Origin of the sequence: Shimia sp. MIT910701, from assembly GCF_047126315.1 — a bacterium.
Classification (GTDB): domain Bacteria; phylum Pseudomonadota; class Alphaproteobacteria; order Rhodobacterales; family Rhodobacteraceae; genus Shimia.
The window spans coordinates 1667626-1683587 of the sequence record NZ_CP138953.1 but is presented as its reverse complement, the minus strand read 5'-3'; the positions used below and the strand labels follow the sequence as shown (position 1 = coordinate 1683587).

The window sequence follows — 15962 nt, the reverse complement described above, 5'->3', positions numbered from 1 at the left end:
GAAGCGCCCGCCCCGTGGGGGCGGTTCGGGCGCTGCCAAATCAGGGATTTGGCAAAGGAGAAAATAAAAAGGGCCGCCAAAGCGACCCTTTCCAGTTTCATCTCAGCGATCGCCTTACGCCGTCAAACCTTCCGGCTCGGCCAGGCCGTTGGCACGGCAGCACGCCGTTACGGTGTTGGCCAACAAGCAGGCGATTGTCATTGGACCTACGCCACCCGGCACCGGTGTGATCGCACCGGCCACAGCCGCGGCACTTTCAAAGTGCACGTCGCCCACCAGACGGGTTTTGCCTTCGCCTTTTTCTGGCGCGTCGATGCGGTTGATGCCCACGTCGATCACAGTGGCACCTTCTTTGATCCAGTCTCCTGGCACCATTTCAGGACGCCCCACAGCCGCCACGACGATGTCGGCACGGCGTACCACGTCTGGCAGGTCTTTGGTGCGGGAATGCGCGATGGTCACGGTGCAGCTGTCACCCAGCAATAGCTGCGCCATTGGCTTGCCCACGATGTTGGAGCGGCCGATCACCACCGCATCCATGCCGGACAGCGAGCCGTGATGGTCGCGCAGCATCATCAGACAGCCAAGCGGTGTGCAGGGCACCATGGATTTCTGCCCCGTGCCTAGAAGGCCCACGTTGGAAATGTGGAAACCATCCACGTCTTTGGCCGGATCGATCGAGTTGATCACCAGATCTTCGTTCAGATGGCCGGGCAGTGGCAGTTGCACCAGTATGCCGTGCACCGCAGGATCGTTGTTCAGCTTGTCGATCAGGGCCAGCAGGTCTGCTTCGGAGGTGTCAGCATCGAGCTTGTGCTCATAGGAGTTCATGCCGACTTCGACGGTCTGTTTGCCTTTGGAGCGCACATAGACCTGCGAGGCTGGGTCTTCGCCAACCAGCACCACGGCCAGACCGGGTGTGATGTCGTTTTCCTCTTTCAGACGTGCCACATGGCCCGCCACTTTCTCGCGAACTGTGGCCGCAAAGGCTTTGCCGTCAATAATCTGTGCGCTCATCACGCTCCCCTTTATGATCTGCCCGGGGGCGCGCCCCGGTGGGTGCTTTCACACGCGCCGCTCCTTGCGCGTCAGTCTAACTTGATGGTTTTGGCTTCCCGAGCGATGGACCAGTCAATCAACTGGCGCCACAGAGCCTCGGCGATCTCGGTGTCCAGCCCTTCTTCTGTCGCGGTCGCTTTGACCTTGGCCACAACGTCTTCGACACGGGCGGGAATTTTGGCGGGAAGCCCCACGCCGCTTTTGATTTCAACGGCGCGGTCAATGTAAGTGGTGCGCAGCGCCAGCAGGCGGACCAATTCACGGTCCAGCGTATCGATCTGCGCACGCAGGGTGGGCATGTCAGGACAATCGGCGGGGCTCAGCATGGCATCCTCTCGCAAGTGTTGCGCATGCCCTACCCCGCCTCAGTCCAAACCGCAATGCGTTAGAACAGGCCTTCGACCAGTCCCTCGTCATTGATGCGGATATTCTCCGCCGCCGGGTGGCGTGGCAGGCCAGGCATGGTCATGATCGACCCACAGATCACAACGATGAAGCCGGCGCCAGCGCTCAGGCGCACCTCACGCACTGGCACGGAGTGGCCGGTTGGTGCACCACGCAGATTTGGGTCGGTGGAGAAGCTGTACTGGGTCTTCGCCATACAGACCGGCAGGTGGCCGTAGCCCGCGTCTTCCCAGGCCTTGAGCTGATCACGGATTTTCTTATCCGCCAGCACCTCATCCGCGCGGTAGATCGAGGTTGCGATGCGCTCGATTTTCTCAAACAGCGGCAGCTCGTCTTTGTAGAGTGGCGCAAACTGGCTCACACCGGCGTCGGCGATTTCTGCAATACGGGTTGCGAGTTCTTTGGTGCCTTCGGAACCTTTCTCCCAGTGCTGGCAAAGAATGGCTTCAGAGCCTTGGCCTTCGACATAGTCTTTGACTGCCTGTACTTCGGCGTCTGTGTCGGAGACAAAGTGGTTGATCGCCACAACAACTGGCACGCCGAACTGCTTCAGGTTGCCGATGTGACGGCCCAGGTTGGCGCAGCCTTCGTTCACCGCATCGACGTTTTCCGCGCCGAGGTCTGCTTTGGCAACGCCGCCGTTCATTTTCATCGCGCGGATGGTGGCCACCAGCACAACCGCATCCGGCGCAAGGCCCGCTTTGCGGCATTTGATGTTCATGAACTTCTCGGCGCCCAGATCGGCACCAAAGCCCGCTTCGGTCACCACATAATCCGCAACCTTCAGCGCGGTGGTGGTGGCGATCACGGAGTTACAGCCGTGGGCGATGTTGGCGAATGGGCCGCCGTGTACAAAGGCCGGGTTGTTCTCCAACGTCTGCACCAGGTTCGGCTGCATCGCGTCTTTCAGCAAAACGGTCATTGCGCCGTCGGCTTTGATGTCGCGCGCATAGATCGGGCTGCGGTCACGGCGGTAGGCCACAATCATGTCACCCAGACGTTTTTGCAGGTCATCCAGATTGTTGGCGAGACACAGGATCGCCATAACCTCGGAGGCCACGGTGATGTCAAAGCCGGTCTGACGTGGGAAGCCGTTGGCAACGCCGCCAAGCGAAGTCACGGTGTCACGCAGCGCGCGGTCGTTCATGTCGAGCACACGACGCCAAGTCACACGGCGTTCGTCGATTTCCAGCTCGTTGCCCCAGTAGATGTGGTTGTCGATCATCGCCGACAGCAGGTTGTGCGCAGAGGTGATTGCGTGGAAGTCGCCCGTGAAGTGCAGGTTCATCTCTTCCATTGGCACGATTTGCGCGTAGCCACCGCCCGCGGCGCCGCCCTTCATGCCGAAGTTTGGCCCCAAGGAGGCCTCGCGGATACACACAGCGGCTTTTTTGCCAATCGCGTTCAGACCGTCGCCCAGGCCGACGGTGGTGGTGGTTTTGCCTTCGCCCGCAGGGGTTGGGTTGATCGCGGTCACCAGAATCAGCTTGCCGTTTTCACGGTCCTGCACGGAGTTGATGAACTCCTGGCTGATCTTGGCTTTGTCGTGGCCGTAGGGCAGCAAATCCTCACTGCCAATACCCAGCTTTGCGCCAATCTCCTGGATAGGTTGTTTCTTTGCCTCACGGGCGATTTCAATATCGGTTTTGAAGCTCATGGTGGTCCCTGTCATAAAATTTGACGCTCTCTCACCTCATTTGTAGCGCCGAAAAAACGGCAATGAGATGCGTTTCCGACATATCCGACGCTTCTAGCGTCGGCATAAGAGGCGCCGGTTTCGTTTTGGAGACGTTACGTCAGGATCGGGCACAAGGACCACCCTTAGTGGAATGTCTGCACACTCAGGATTTGCGGGCGCGCTCCAGATGGCTCCAGACCGGCTGGTCCGGCACAAACAAGCGCATGGTATCGCCCACGGACAGCGTGCCTGCCCGCTCCACCCAAGCGGTCACACCGCGTTTGCCGGTGGCGGCGGTTTTGAACTTGGGCCCATGGCCGGGATGGGCGCCCTCGATCACCCGGCCGGGCAACACACAGGGGCGGTTTTCCATGTCCACGGTGATGGTCACCCCGTCCGGCCCTTGCAGGCGAGAATTTGGCGGCACATGAGTAAAATCCGGAATGCCTTTGAGCACAATCGACGCGCCCACCCAGGCCGGGTCCACGGCTTCAAGCCCCATGTCTTTGGCGATCATGTCGAGTTCTTCCTGAGACAAGACCGACAGCTGGCGCACGTTCATGATTTCGGTGCCCCGCTCATACAGCGCTTTGACGCGCACACAGGACGGCCGTGTGATGCCCGAGTGAAACTCGCCCGCATCGCCTCCCAAAGCCAGATCCAACGACGGCACCGGCGCGGCGCTTAGGTTTTCTTCCGAATTGGCCACCCGGCCCAGCCAGACCACTTCGGCTTCAAAGGTTGTTGGTTTTAATGCAGGCATTTTGCGCTCCCTCGTCACAGTGCTTGGCAGATACCTAGAGGTCGAGAGTCTGGCTGACAATCAAAGATGGGTGATGAGGGTGTTCAGCATCTGTGAGCCATCCAATTTGGACCTCCCAAAAGAAAAACCCCGGAGCGCCCTCACGCTCCGGGGTTTCATGGTCTTGGGCCTATCCCTCAGGTTAGGCCGTGGGTTCCGGCTCCAATCCGCCGTCCCCACTTGGCTTATTGCGCGGCTTTGTTTTCGGGATCGCGGTCACGCTTGGGGCGTTGCCTTCGTCCGTATCATCGCCGTTGTTGTCATCAGAGTGCGGCGGCTCTCCGTCCATCACACGCTTGATTTCGTCACCGGTCAAGGTCTCATATTCCAGAAGTCCCTGCGCCAGACGTTCCCACTCTTCGTTGTAGTCAGTCAGCAATTTGTGCGCGGCGTCGTAGCCATCCTGGATGAGGCGCTTCACCTCTTCTTCGATCAGCTCTTTGGTGTGTGCCGATACGGAGAAGCCACCGGTGTTGCCTTGGTAGCCTTCGTGCGCCTCGGCATAATCGATGTTGCCCACTTTATCCGACATGCCCCAGCGCATCACCATGGCGCGCGCCAGTTGGCTCGCCTGCTGAATGTCACCGGCAGGGCCGTTGGACACGTGGTCGTCACCGTATTTGATGATCTCGGCCGCCTTACCCGCCATAGTCATCGCCAGCTTCTGCTCACACTCGGACTTGTGCCAGTTCAAACGGTCCATCTCGGGCAGAGACACAACCATCCCCAACGCACCACCACGCGGGATGATCGTCGCTTTGTAGACCGGATCACATTCTGGCAGCTTCAAGCCCACCAGCGCGTGGCCCGCTTCGTGATAGGCGGTTTTCTCTTTTTGATCCTGCGTCAGCACCATCGAGCGGCGTTCTGCGCCCATCATCACCTTGTCTTTGGCGGATTCAAAATCCTCCATGGTGACAAAGCGACGACCGACACGCGCCGCCATCAACGCGGCCTCGTTCACGAGGTTGGCCAGATCGGCACCCGAGAAACCAGGCGTACCACGCGCGATGATGCGCAGGTCTACGTCTGGGCCCAGCGGGGTTTTGCGGGCGTGCACGCCGAGGATTTTTTCACGGCCTTTGATGTCCGGGTTGCCCACGGTCACATTGCGGTCAAAACGGCCCGGACGCAGCAGCGCAGGGTCGAGCACGTCACGACGGTTGGTCGCCGCGAGGATGATCACACCCTCGTTGGCTTCAAAGCCGTCCATCTCCACCAGCAACTGGTTGAGGGTCTGTTCACGTTCGTCGTTGCCACCGCCGTAGCCAGCACCACGATGACGACCCACGGCGTCGATCTCGTCGATAAAGACGATACAAGGCGCGTTTTTCTTGGCCTGCTCAAACATGTCACGGACACGGGAGGCACCCACACCCACAAACATTTCAACAAAGTCGGACCCGGAGATGGTGAAGAACGGCACACCTGCTTCGCCAGCAATCGCGCGGGCAAGAAGGGTTTTACCGGTGCCGGGAGGGCCCACAAGCAGCGCGCCTTTCGGGATTTTTCCGCCAAGGCGGGAGAACTTCTGCGGGTTGCGCAGGAATTCAACAATCTCTTCCAGCTCTTCTTTGGCCTCATCAATGCCAGCCACATCGTCAAAGGTCACGCGGCCATGCTTTTCGGTCAGCATCTTGGCTTTGGATTTGCCAAAGCCCATCGCGCCACCTTTGCCGCCACCCTGCATGCGGTTCATGAAGTAGATCCAGACACCGATCAACAGAAGGAAAGGCAAAAGGCTGATCAGGAAGGCTTGCAGGCCGGAGGTTTCCTGGCTCTCGGCGCGCACATCAATGCCTTTTTCGGTCAGAAGCTGTGTCACCTCTGCGTCCCGAGGCAAAATGGTCGAACTGGTCGAGCCATCCTGTGTCTGATAGCGCAGTTTCTCGCCATCAATGACCACATTCTGGACCTGCCCGGCTTCCACCGAAGCCACAAAGTCCGAATAACTGCTTTCACGGCTTTGCAGCGAGCTGCTGTCTCCGCTGAACAAGTTGAACAAAGCCAGGATCAGCAAAAACAGCACGACCCAGAAAGCTACATTTCTCGCATTGCCCAAGGCAAGTCTCCCTTTCAGAACGCCCGTGACCTATCACGAGGGCGTACAGAGTTAAATAGAGATCGCGAGGCCGTAATCAATGTGCGAATTGGCAAAGGCTCTAACAAGTCGTGCCAAAAACACTGGTGTGGGGCAAATGCCTCACATGCCAGCCATTCTTGAGGCCAGCCAACGGCGCTGCGATCAATTTTTCACCGTGCCACACCGCCGGCGAGGCAAGCACCGAGGGCCTTGGGCGTCCAAGCGACCGCCAGTCGTCAATCTCCCGGAGCCCCTGCTCGCCAAGGGCTGCAATCTCCATCTCCGTCACATCAAGGCCCTCCGGTGGTACGAACCGCCATCTGCCATCCCATATCTCAGATACGTGGCACCGCGTCTCTTGGATGGCCGCAAGCTCCCGCGTGATGCGCACCGACTGTTTTGACGGCAAGATCAAGCACCCGTGGAGCGAGATTGGCTGACCCGCTTCGATTGCAGCACGTAAGGCACGGAACCGCGGTTTGTATTCCGCGCCAGACACAGCCGACAACGCTTCAGCCATCAAACGCGAATACAGGGCTTCCGGCAGCGCCTTCTGCGCTTCTGCCTCCAAAACCACGTCACCGGCGTCCAGTGTAGCATAGTTTTGCGCCGCTGTATTGAGCGCCCAATCACGCACGTCTCTTTCGCGCCCCATATGCGCGGCGGTTTGTGCCAACCGGTCTGTGGTCAGGCCAAGCGGCGTCAGGGTTTCATACATCTGCCGCGCCTTCACGCGGTCAAAGCGCGGGTCTTCGTTGCTGGGATCGTCCGCCCAAAGGATCCCATTGTCGCGCAGATGCTGGCGCAAATCCTCGCGAGAGATCTCCAGCATCGGACGCAGCCAGGTCAGGCCATCGCGATTGCGAAGCTCCGACATGCAGGCCAACCCGTCGACACCGGACCCGCGCGACAGGCGCATCAAAAAGGTCTCGGCCTGATCATCTTGGGTGTGGCCCAAAGCCACGTGCTGCAGTTTATTCGCTTTGGCCCAATCGGCAATCGCCGTCCGCCGCCCCTCGCGCGCGGCGTTCTGGAGGTTTCCCGTGCGGTCCCAGTGCCACTGCAAAATGTCATGCGAAAGGTCGTGCTGCGCGACGTAGCTTGCAACCAACCCCAGTTCCTCAGCCGCTTCGGTGCGTAAACCATGGTTCACGCTGACCACAGCCAGCTCCGCCTTACCCCATAGGCGTAGAAGGTCGAGCAGTGCCATGGAGTCGCCGCCACCGCTGACGGCCACGCCAAGTTTTGTGGGAACATCCGTGCCAAACGCCCGATCAAGGGCGTTTGAAAGCTGGGTTAGGAGCACTGCAGGTTGACCATTTCCGCCTGAGCTTCGGTCACAAAAGCACCGCCGGGATAGCGCACACCAACTTCGTTGAGCGTTACGCAGGCCTCGTTAGTCTGTCCCAAAGCGCCAAGCGATTTACCCAGTCGGAACAACGCCTCTGGCGCGGTGCCGGATTGGGGCGCGCCCGAATAAGCTTCCAGAAAGGCGCGCGCGGCGCCGGTCAGATCGGTTTTGCCTTCCAGCGCTTGGCCCCGACGCAGATGCGCCTCGGCCTCAAGCGGGCTGCCGGGATAGGTCTGCACAAAGGAGGCAAACTGATCCGCCGCTGCGCCAAACTCACCCGCATCCAAGGCGGTCATCGCGCGGTTGAAATCCGTCTCTTCGCCCACGGCCAATTCGGTTGGCGCGCCATCACCGGAGCCGGTGTCGTCGCTACCGGTGGACGGCAAGGTTTCCACATCTCCGCCCAGGGTGGTGGTTTCGCCCAACTGGCTCAGATCGCCGCCTTCCAGCTCCACCAGCCGGAACTCCAGATCACCAATACGATTGGTGCCATCGGCCACAATGCGCTCGACGCGGTATTGCAGCTCTTCGGTTTTGCCTGTGAGCACCCGCAGCTGCTGTTCAATCACGTCCACACGCTCCAGCGTCGTGGCCCCGGTCACAATGGTGCCCGCCGACCCTGTGGTGGACAGCTCCCGCTTTAGGTTCTGCATTTCAACGTACAGCACAGACAACTGCTGGCGAATGTCTGCCAGCGTTTCATTACGGGTTTGGGCAGCGCCCATCATCGGCGCCACAACAAGCGCAAGGGCGCTCAAGGAAGCAAATACTTGCGCTCGCATCATGTCTTACCCCGACAGGTTGGCGGTCAGCACGGTCACCGCACGGCGGTTTTGCGCATAACAGCTTTCTTCCGAACAAATCTCAATCGGCCGCTCTTTGCCGTAGCTCACGGTGCGGATGCGGTTTGAGGCCACACCCTGCGTCACCAGAAGCTCCTGAACGGCGCTGGCGCGGCGCGCGCCAAGTGCGAGGTTGTATTCGCGGGTGCCCTGCTCGTCGGCATGGCCTTCGATCACCGCGATGTAGTCCGGGTTCTGCATTAGCCAGTTGGCCTGCGCCAGCACGGTCAGACGGCCCTGCTCGCTCAAGGTGGACTGATCCACCAGGAACAACACGCGGTCACCGACAGCTTCCTGAAAGTAGGCGATCGAGGTTGGATCGGCGCTACTGCCCAGACCGCTGTCAGCCCCTGTGCCGGTGCCAAAGTCATCGTCGTTGCCAAAACCGCCCGTATTCGAGCAGGCCGCCAAGGAAAGTGCGGCCACAGTCAGCACCGCTTTTGTCCATGTTTTCATGAGTATTGCCTCGCCTCTATACCCGTCGCCTCAATTGCATTTTGTGCTCTTCTAATGACGCTGTCTTATCACAAGCTTCTGCGCAAGCAAAACGCGGGGGTTTCTTACCTTATTGCAATGGGGACCACGCGGGATCAGAGCCGCCGCCGTTGATCTTCACCGGTTTCAAATTACGTCCAGACACATCCACCGAATAGAGCGAGGCCGCACCGCCAGCGCCACGGGTTTCACGGGTGAACATGATCACACGCCCGTTGGGAGACCAGGTTGGGCCCTCGTCCAGGAACGACGCGGTCAGCAGGCGTTCATCGCTGCCATCGGTGCGCATCACGCCAATGTGGAAGCGACCTTTGTTCTGTTTGGTGAAGGCAATCAGATCGCCCCGCGGGGACCAAACCGGCGTGCCGTAGCGGCCTTTGCCAAAGCTGATCCGGGTGGCTTCTCCACCGGATGCGGACATGACATAAAGCTGCTGCGTGCCGGACCGGTCGCTCTCAAACACAATCTTGCTGCCATCCGGGCTGTAGCTCGGGGCCGTCTCGATGGACGGTGTTGATGTGAGACGTTGACGTTTTCCGGAAGCGATGTCCATTTTGTAGAGGTCGGTGTTGCCGCCTTCAGTCACCGACATCACCACGCTTTTGCCATCCGGGCTGAACCGTGGGGCAAAGCTCATGGTGCCGCTTTCATTTGAGAGCACTTTGCGACGTACAGAGCCAACGTCGAGCACATAAACCTGCGGGAAGCCGGTTTCATAGCTGGTGTAGAGCACGCGGTCGCCTGTCGGGGAGAAGCGCGGGGCAAGCACAATGGAGCTGCTGTCGGTCAGATACTGCAGGTTTGCGCCGTCATAATCCATCACCGCCAGACGTTTCTTGCGATTGTTCTTTGGGCCGGTCTCCGCAACATAGACCACACGGCTGTCAAAATAGCCGCCTTCGCCTGTGATCCGCGCATAGACTGCGTCGGCCACTTTGTGCGCCATGCGGCGCCAACCATCCGTGGTGCCTTTGAACCGCAGACCATTGCCCAGCTCGGTGCCGGCGAACACGTCATAGACGCGGAACTTCACTTCAAGCTGGTTGCCGCTGACGGACACCCCACCAGTGATCAGCGCTTGGGCGTTCACCGCTTTCCAGTCTGCAAATTGCACCGGGCTGCCAAAATTGGTGATCGAGGAGATATGCGCCTTGGCCGGGATTTCCCGGAACAGCCCTGTGCCGTTGAGATCCGCCGCAATCACGCGGCTGATGTCTTTGGCCACCTGATTGGAGCCCGGGGTTTCCGCGACAAAATCCGGCACCGCATAGGGCATCGGCTCGATCACACCATCGGTGATTTCGATGCGCAATGGTTGGCCTTGGGCCGCAACCGGATGGGCAAAATGGCCCACCGTCAGGATCCCGATCACTAGGGTCGCAAAAAGTCTCATCATCTGGACCTCATTTTCTCCGGGTTAAATGTAATCTCAACATCCCGCCAATGGTCATATTTTTCGGCAGGCAGGTCGTAACCAGTCTTTTGGCAGCGCAAAACCGCGCGTCGGGCGGCCGCAAAGGCGGTTTTGGCGGCGGCTTCATCGCCACCTTCGTAGCTCAACATGCGAATGTCACCCTGAACTTTGCCGTTCTGGTCCAGGCTCAAGCCCACCACCACGGTCACATCCGCAGCGCGAGAGCCAACATCCACCACCCAGCACTGCTGCACCGCCACGCGCAAGCCGTCCTTCTCACCCCGGGTGAGAGGCGGACCGGAGGGCGCAGAGGATGTGGACTGGGTTGGGGCCGCCGCTTCCGACAAGGCGGCCGCGATAGCGTCTTCCGCCGGAGTGGGCTGGGGTTCAGCCACAGCATTTGGACGGATACGCGGACGCAGGGAGCGCGTTGGTGCCGCGCTGGCGACCTCTTCCTGCTTTGGCTCCGTGGCGATTTCGGTGGAGGCCGCCTCAGGGGCTGTGTCTTCTTTCACTTCTTCTGCCGCCTCACCGGCTTCATCGGGTTTGGTTGCCTCTTGCAAGGCGTCGGCAATGGCTGTGTCAGGCTCAGGCTGTGCTACAGGCTCAGGCGCGACGCGCTCCACCGGTGCGGACACGGGTTCAACCGGCGCATCTGGAACGATTACAGCGGTGTCGGTTTCAGGCGTGGGCAACTGCGGAGTCGGGTCTGGCGCGACTTCCGGCTCCGGCGGGGTTGGCTCAGCGATATCCGCCACATCCGGCACGACTTCTGGCTCTGCCTCAATCGGTTCAATCGGCTCCGGCTGCGGCACCACCGCATCTTCCAGCGCGACCACCTCTGGTGCAGGCTCTGTTTCCTCGGGCGGCTGCGGCAGAGCAATCTCGGTGGAGGTTTCCGGCGCAAGCTGGCTTTGGGTCAGCGCATCAAACTCGGCGGATGAAATCATCGCGATGTCCACCACCTCCATAGGTGGCGGATCGGAGTCAAACACCCCGCCCAACAACACCCAGCCAATCAGGCCGGTGTGGGCAACGCCCGAGATATAATGGCCGATATGCACGCGCGCGCCCTAGTTGTCCGTCCCGCCAGCATCCGTGCCGTCCAGCGCCGGGCCACCCACATCGGTCACCAGGCCCACGTCGCTAAAGCCGCCCGCATTGAGCGCGCCCATGACCTGAACCACCGCCTCATAGGGAATGGCGCCGTCTGCGCGCAGATACACACGATCCGACTCGCGCTCTGCCGCCACGGCGCGCAACTTCGGGATCAGGTCTTCGGCCGCCACCGGCGTGGTCATAATGGTGATGCCCAGATTGGCATCAATCGTGATGGTCAGCGGCTCTTCTTGCTCACCAGGCAGCGGGTTGGCGGCGGTTTTGGGAAGCTCCACCGGCACGCCCACCGTCAACAGCGGCGCGGCGACCATAAAGATGATGAGCAGCACCAGCATCACATCCACAAAGGGTGTGACGTTGATCTCGCTCATCGGCTGGCTGCTGCGGCGATTGCGGCGGCGGCGTTTGCCGCCTCCTCCGCCCGATTTCATCACACCCGCGCCCATGGATCAGGCGTCCAACTGGCGGCTGAGGATGGTGGCAAACTCGTCTGCAAAGGCCTCATAGCCCGACACGATGCGGTCGCTGTCCGCGCTGAGTTTGTTGTAGAAGATCACGGCAGGGATCGCCGCGAGAAGCCCCAGGCCGGTGGCCAGCAGCGCCTCGGCAATGCCCGGCGCCACTACGGCGAGGTTGGTATTTTGCTGCGCGGCAATCTCGATAAACGCGTTCATGATGCCCCAGACGGTACCAAACAGGCCCACAAACGGCGCAGTCGAGCCGACGGTGGCGAGGATCGGCAGACCGTGTTGCAGCTCATCCGCTTCTTTGGCGATCGCCACATCCATCGACCGGTCAATCCGGCTGGTGGCATTGGCGATCAGCCCACCATCCTGACGGTGGCTGCGTTGCCACTCGACCATGCCTGCGGCAAACACCCGCTCAGAACGGCCCTTGGGCTCTGGCCCCAGCTCCTCAAACAGCTGGTCCAGCGGTTCGCCAGACCAGAAGGCCCGGTCAAACCGAGCCGCCTCGCGCCGTGCCTTGCGGTACATTATGTGTTTTTGGACAATCACCGACCAAGACCAGAAGGATGCCACGATCAGCATCACCATCACCAGTTTTACGGTTAGAGTGGCGCGCGCAAAAAGCGCCCACATCGAGAAATCGACTGCTGCGTGTTCCATATAGCCTGCTCTGCTCTGTGGCCCTCTGTCGGGGCCTTGTTTGAAAGCAAACGTAACGGGTTTCTACGGGGAAAGCCAATAAATTGGCGTCGCTCGCGGGAATTTGCCCGCTTTAGTGCACCATTTGGCGGATATTTGCCGGTAAACGCACCGGTTGGCCCGCTTCGTTCATACACACAACCGTGACCATGGCGTGAAACAGCACCTCATCGCCGCGCTTCACCCGTTGTTCCATCACCAGCCGCGCGGCAGTGACATTGGCCACTTCGGTTTCCACGGTCAGCAGATCGTCCAGAACAGCGCTGCCCAGATAATCACACTCTACCCGACGCACCGCGAAAACGATACCCTCGGCCTTCATTTCAAGCTGATCCATGCCAATCTCACGCACCCACTCGCTGCGGCCGCGCTCGATGAATTTGAGGTAGTTGGCATAATAGACAATGCCCGCCATGTCGGTGTCTTCGTAGTAGACGCGGATCGGCAAGGTGTAAGGCATTGGCAGGTCTCCTGAAATCAGCTTGAGACAGGCGTAGGGCGAAAACAGCCGTGGAGCAACACCCGTTTTGGGTCAGCTGTCGACTGGGACCAAATGCACATCGCGCTGTGGGAAAGGTATCGAAATGCCCTCGGCGTCAAAACGCTCTTTGACCTGACCGGTGAGCCCCCAATACACGTTCCAATAATCCTCCGTGACCACCCATGGGCGGCAAAACAAGTTAACCGAACTGTCCCCCAACTCGCCCACAAATATTTCCGGCGCCGGATCTTTGAGACAGCGCGGATCAGCCGCCACCAAGGCTTTAAGTACCTCTACAGCGGCAGGCGCGTTGTCCGAATAGGCAATGCCAAACACCAGATCGACCCGCCGGGTTTTGGCCGCACTCACATTGGTGATCACATCACCCCAAATTTTGGAGTTCGGCACCACAACGATCTGGTTATCGAAGGTACGAATTTGGGTGGACACCACGGACATGTCATCAACCACCCCGCTGGCGCCTGAGACCTCAATGTAGTCGCCGGTGTCAAACGGCTTGAGCACCATAATCATCAACCCGCTCGCCAGATTGCCCAAGGTGTCCTGCAAGGCAAAGCCAAGGATAAAGCTCAAGCCGCCGAACACTGCAAACAAAGGCGTAACGTTCACGCCCGCAACACCCAGAGCCACCATCAGTCCGACAACAATTGTGATCCAATAGACCACGGTGAGAACAAACCCCTGTAGAAGCTTCGACATCGCAGGCAGACGTCGGAGCCCACGCGCCGCGAACTTGCGCACAAAGCGGGCGATAAACAGCAGAATAAACAGCGCGATCAGGAACACCCCGACCTGCATCAACAAGCCAACACCGCCATCCCGGGACCCAAGCCAGCCAACCACAATGGCCACCAAGGTACGCGCATCAGTGGCCATCAACGTTGCACCTGCCATCGCGGTCAGAAACTTTTGGTGCGGTGTAATCTCTTCAGTTGCGTCACCTTTTGCGGTCCAACTCGCCAATATGGCTCTGTAGTTGGCCCCGATACGCGCTTGTTCGTCAGAAATACTGGCCACTTGCATGCGCGTCGCTTCAGCTTCGCTTCCGGACAATGTTTCCAGCTGAACATTCAGGTCAACGAACCGCGCCATAATATCTGACATGTGCCCCTGCCAAACGTCCGCGAGTTCAGACAGTTGCGCTGTTGTCAGCGGAACAACGTAAAGCTCCAAACTTTCGGAAGGCACGGTCACATCTCTGGCTTTGGCCATCATCTCTTCGGAGGCTGCCTGTGCTATCGCGGCCCAAAGCCCCACCACCAGGCAGACGGCCAGATAGGTCATCAAAGAAAGTGGTTTGTGCAAAAGTCTCATGTCAAAGCCTCTTCAAATGCGGGAAGCTTCAGACACTGTTCCTGCAAGCGACCAAAAACTCAAGGTTTTTGGCCGCTCACTTATTGATTGAGAACTATTGTCCTAACGCCCGACACCGGCAAAGCGCACGCCGCTTAGTTCGGCCATATCACGCTTCCAGGTGGTGATGTCATCGGCGTTCAGATCCGACAGGCTGCTGTGGCCACAGGCGCGTGCCAGCACCTGCATCAACTCGACACTGGCGCCAAAGTAGCGGGCAAGTTTCTCGGCCCCGATTTGCACATCCAGCTTCTTGCGCAGCTCGGGCTTTTGCGTCGCAATGCCCACCGGGCAATTGTTAGAATTGCACATGCGCGCCGCGATGCAGCCGACCGCCTGCATGGCGGAATTGGACACCGCAACCGCATCCGCACCCAGCGCCATGGCTTTCACAAAATCCTCCGCCACGCGCAAACCACCGGTTATCACCAGAGAGACCTCGCCACCGGTTTTGGCATCCAGATGCCGCCGCGCCCGGGCCAAGGCCGGAATGGTCGGCACCGAGATGTGATCGCGGAAGATCAACGGCGCTGCGCCCGTACCGCCGCCACGGCCATCAAGGATGATATAATCCGCCCCAGCCTCCAGCGCGAAATCGATGTCCGCTTCAATGTGGTTGGCCGAGAGTTTGAAGCCAATGGGAATACCCCCAGAGCGTTCGCGCACCTCGTCCGCAATGCGGGCAAAGTCCTGCGGCGTATGCAGTTCGGGGAATGTCGACGGCGACACCGCGCTTTGCCCTGGTTCCAAGCCACGCACTTCGGCGATCTTGCCTTGCACCTTCTCGCCGGGCAAATGCCCGCCAGTCCCGGTTTTGGCCCCCTGCCCCCCTTTGAAGTGGAAGGCCTGCACGCGCTCCACCAGCTCGGGCTTCCAGCCAACCTGCGCCGAGGCCAGCTCATAGAAATAGCGCGAGTTCTCCGCTTGCTCTTCCGGCAACATGCCCCCTTCACCGGAGCAAATCCCGGTGCCGGCCAGCTCTGCGCCACGCGCCAGTGCGGTTTTGGCTTCCTCAGATAACGCGCCGTAGCTCATGTCTGAGACAAACAGCGGAATGTCCAATTGCAACGGTTTGGCCGCCCGTGGGCCAATCACCACCGAAGTATCCACCGGCGCATCATCCAACAGCGGCTTGCGCGCCACCTGGGCGGGCAGGATCTGAATGTCATCCCATTGCGGCAGGTCTTTGCGCGGCACGCCCATGGAGCCCATCTCGCCGTGATGGCCGAGCTTGCTCAGCCCATCGCGGGCCAATTCGTGAATGCGCGCCACAGTAGGCTCTTCCGGCGTGGCCACAGCCTGCGGCACATCCGATTGCGGTTTTGGCGCCGGGTCGCCCACCTTAGCGTCGCCCATACGGGTGTGCGCCCCGTCGCAAAACGGCGCGTTGGCGCTGGCTTTGCATTGGCACAAAAACGCATCACCGCTTTTCTCGGCGGTGAATTTCTGCGGTTTCATCTCTGTTCCCGCGTGGCTGCCGTCACAAAACGGCTGATTCTTGGATTTCCCGCAACTGCACCAGAAATAGGTTTTGCCTTCTTCCAGCTCCACTTTGACGGGTCGGGTCGCCGCAATGATGGGCACATCACCTGCCATGTCACTCTCCTTGTTCGCGTTTGGCTACGCAAACAAAGTGCCGCAAATGGCGGTGTCACAAAACAGGTGCGGCTGCACAGGCAGCGCCGCACAAATG

15 protein-coding genes are annotated in these 15962 nt (G+C 59.7%); all 15 read right to left on the bottom strand.

What is annotated here, in order from left to right; genetic code table 11:
• Positions 1–114: 114 nt before the first annotated feature.
• Entirely contained in the window at positions 115–1017 is a 903-nt protein-coding gene (gene folD, locus SIB38_RS07970; protein ID WP_294117251.1) for a bifunctional methylenetetrahydrofolate dehydrogenase/methenyltetrahydrofolate cyclohydrolase FolD, read from the bottom strand.
• Between the two features lie 71 nt (positions 1018–1088).
• On the bottom strand, positions 1089–1385 hold the full coding sequence (locus tag SIB38_RS07965; protein WP_294117249.1) for a chorismate mutase: 297 nt from the start codon (positions 1383–1385) through the stop codon (positions 1089–1091).
• Between the two features lie 59 nt (positions 1386–1444).
• On the bottom strand, positions 1445–3121 hold the full coding sequence (locus SIB38_RS07960) for a formate--tetrahydrofolate ligase (protein WP_294117532.1): 1677 nt from the start codon (positions 3119–3121) through the stop codon (positions 1445–1447).
• A gap of 184 nt (positions 3122–3305) precedes the next feature.
• Complete coding sequence (locus SIB38_RS07955; RefSeq protein ID WP_294117247.1) at positions 3306–3905, bottom strand: MOSC domain-containing protein; 600 nt, start codon at positions 3903–3905, stop codon at positions 3306–3308.
• Between the two features lie 181 nt (positions 3906–4086).
• Positions 4087–6006: an ATP-dependent zinc metalloprotease FtsH gene (ftsH, locus tag SIB38_RS07950; protein WP_294117245.1), complete on the bottom strand. Its 1920-nt coding sequence runs from the start codon at positions 6004–6006 to the stop codon at positions 4087–4089.
• 100 nt (positions 6007–6106) lie between these two features.
• Positions 6107–7333: a tRNA lysidine(34) synthetase TilS gene (gene tilS, locus SIB38_RS07945; RefSeq protein ID WP_412551765.1), complete on the bottom strand. Its 1227-nt coding sequence runs from the start codon at positions 7331–7333 to the stop codon at positions 6107–6109.
• Complete coding sequence (ybgF, locus tag SIB38_RS07940; protein ID WP_294117531.1) at positions 7324–8160, bottom strand: tol-pal system protein YbgF; 837 nt, start codon at positions 8158–8160, stop codon at positions 7324–7326. Before ybgF ends, tilS begins: the two co-directional genes overlap by 10 nt.
• Before the next feature lie 6 nt (positions 8161–8166).
• Positions 8167–8676 carry a peptidoglycan-associated lipoprotein Pal gene (pal, locus tag SIB38_RS07935; RefSeq protein ID WP_294117239.1) on the bottom strand — a complete coding sequence of 170 codons (510 nt, stop codon included), beginning with the start codon at positions 8674–8676 and terminating at the stop codon, positions 8167–8169.
• Positions 8677–8785: 109 nt separating this feature from the next.
• The gene (gene tolB, locus SIB38_RS07930; protein WP_294117238.1) at positions 8786–10111 is read right to left on the bottom strand and encodes a Tol-Pal system beta propeller repeat protein TolB; all 1326 of its coding nucleotides are present in this window, start codon (positions 10109–10111) and stop codon (positions 8786–8788) included.
• Entirely contained in the window at positions 10108–11193 is a 1086-nt protein-coding gene (locus SIB38_RS07925) for a hypothetical protein (RefSeq protein WP_412551764.1), read from the bottom strand. Before SIB38_RS07925 ends, tolB begins: the two co-directional genes overlap by 4 nt.
• Before the next feature lie 9 nt (positions 11194–11202).
• Positions 11203–11694 carry a protein TolR gene (tolR, locus tag SIB38_RS07920; RefSeq protein WP_294117234.1) on the bottom strand — a complete coding sequence of 164 codons (492 nt, stop codon included), beginning with the start codon at positions 11692–11694 and terminating at the stop codon, positions 11203–11205.
• Positions 11695–11697: 3 nt separating this feature from the next.
• Entirely contained in the window at positions 11698–12375 is a 678-nt protein-coding gene (gene tolQ, locus SIB38_RS07915; protein ID WP_294117232.1) for a protein TolQ, read from the bottom strand.
• A 112-nt stretch (positions 12376–12487) separates the two neighbouring features.
• The gene (ybgC, locus tag SIB38_RS07910; protein ID WP_294117229.1) at positions 12488–12874 is read right to left on the bottom strand and encodes a tol-pal system-associated acyl-CoA thioesterase; all 387 of its coding nucleotides are present in this window, start codon (positions 12872–12874) and stop codon (positions 12488–12490) included.
• Positions 12875–12946: 72 nt separating this feature from the next.
• Positions 12947–14200: a mechanosensitive ion channel family protein gene (locus tag SIB38_RS07905; RefSeq protein ID WP_412551763.1), complete on the bottom strand. Its 1254-nt coding sequence runs from the start codon at positions 14198–14200 to the stop codon at positions 12947–12949.
• Between the two features lie 132 nt (positions 14201–14332).
• Complete coding sequence (locus SIB38_RS07900; protein WP_412551762.1) at positions 14333–15865, bottom strand: glutamate synthase-related protein; 1533 nt, start codon at positions 15863–15865, stop codon at positions 14333–14335.
• Between the last annotated feature and the right edge of the window lie 97 nt (positions 15866–15962).

What these genes read in the sequence shown, in the direction of transcription:
- folD (WP_294117251.1), bottom strand. Translation starts at nt 1,017, where the DNA reads ATGAGCGCACAGATTATTGACGGCAAAGCCTTTGCGGCCACAGTTCGC.
- ybgC (WP_294117229.1), bottom strand. Translation starts at nt 12,874, where the DNA reads ATGCCTTACACCTTGCCGATCCGCGTCTACTACGAAGACACCGACATG.
- SIB38_RS07965 (WP_294117249.1), bottom strand. Translation starts at nt 1,385, where the DNA reads ATGCTGAGCCCCGCCGATTGTCCTGACATGCCCACCCTGCGTGCGCAG.
- tolB (WP_294117238.1), bottom strand. Translation starts at nt 10,111, where the DNA reads ATGATGAGACTTTTTGCGACCCTAGTGATCGGGATCCTGACGGTGGGC.
- SIB38_RS07960 (WP_294117532.1), bottom strand. Translation starts at nt 3,121, where the DNA reads ATGAGCTTCAAAACCGATATTGAAATCGCCCGTGAGGCAAAGAAACAA.
- SIB38_RS07955 (WP_294117247.1), bottom strand. Translation starts at nt 3,905, where the DNA reads ATGCCTGCATTAAAACCAACAACCTTTGAAGCCGAAGTGGTCTGGCTG.
- tolQ (WP_294117232.1), bottom strand. Translation starts at nt 12,375, where the DNA reads ATGGAACACGCAGCAGTCGATTTCTCGATGTGGGCGCTTTTTGCGCGC.
- SIB38_RS07900 (WP_412551762.1), bottom strand. Translation starts at nt 15,865, where the DNA reads ATGGCAGGTGATGTGCCCATCATTGCGGCGACCCGACCCGTCAAAGTG.
- pal (WP_294117239.1), bottom strand. Translation starts at nt 8,676, where the DNA reads ATGAAAACATGGACAAAAGCGGTGCTGACTGTGGCCGCACTTTCCTTG.
- ybgF (WP_294117531.1), bottom strand. Translation starts at nt 8,160, where the DNA reads ATGCGAGCGCAAGTATTTGCTTCCTTGAGCGCCCTTGCGCTTGTTGTG.
- SIB38_RS07905 (WP_412551763.1), bottom strand. Translation starts at nt 14,200, where the DNA reads ATGACCTATCTGGCCGTCTGCCTGGTGGTGGGGCTTTGGGCCGCGATA.
- tolR (WP_294117234.1), bottom strand. Translation starts at nt 11,694, where the DNA reads ATGGGCGCGGGTGTGATGAAATCGGGCGGAGGAGGCGGCAAACGCCGC.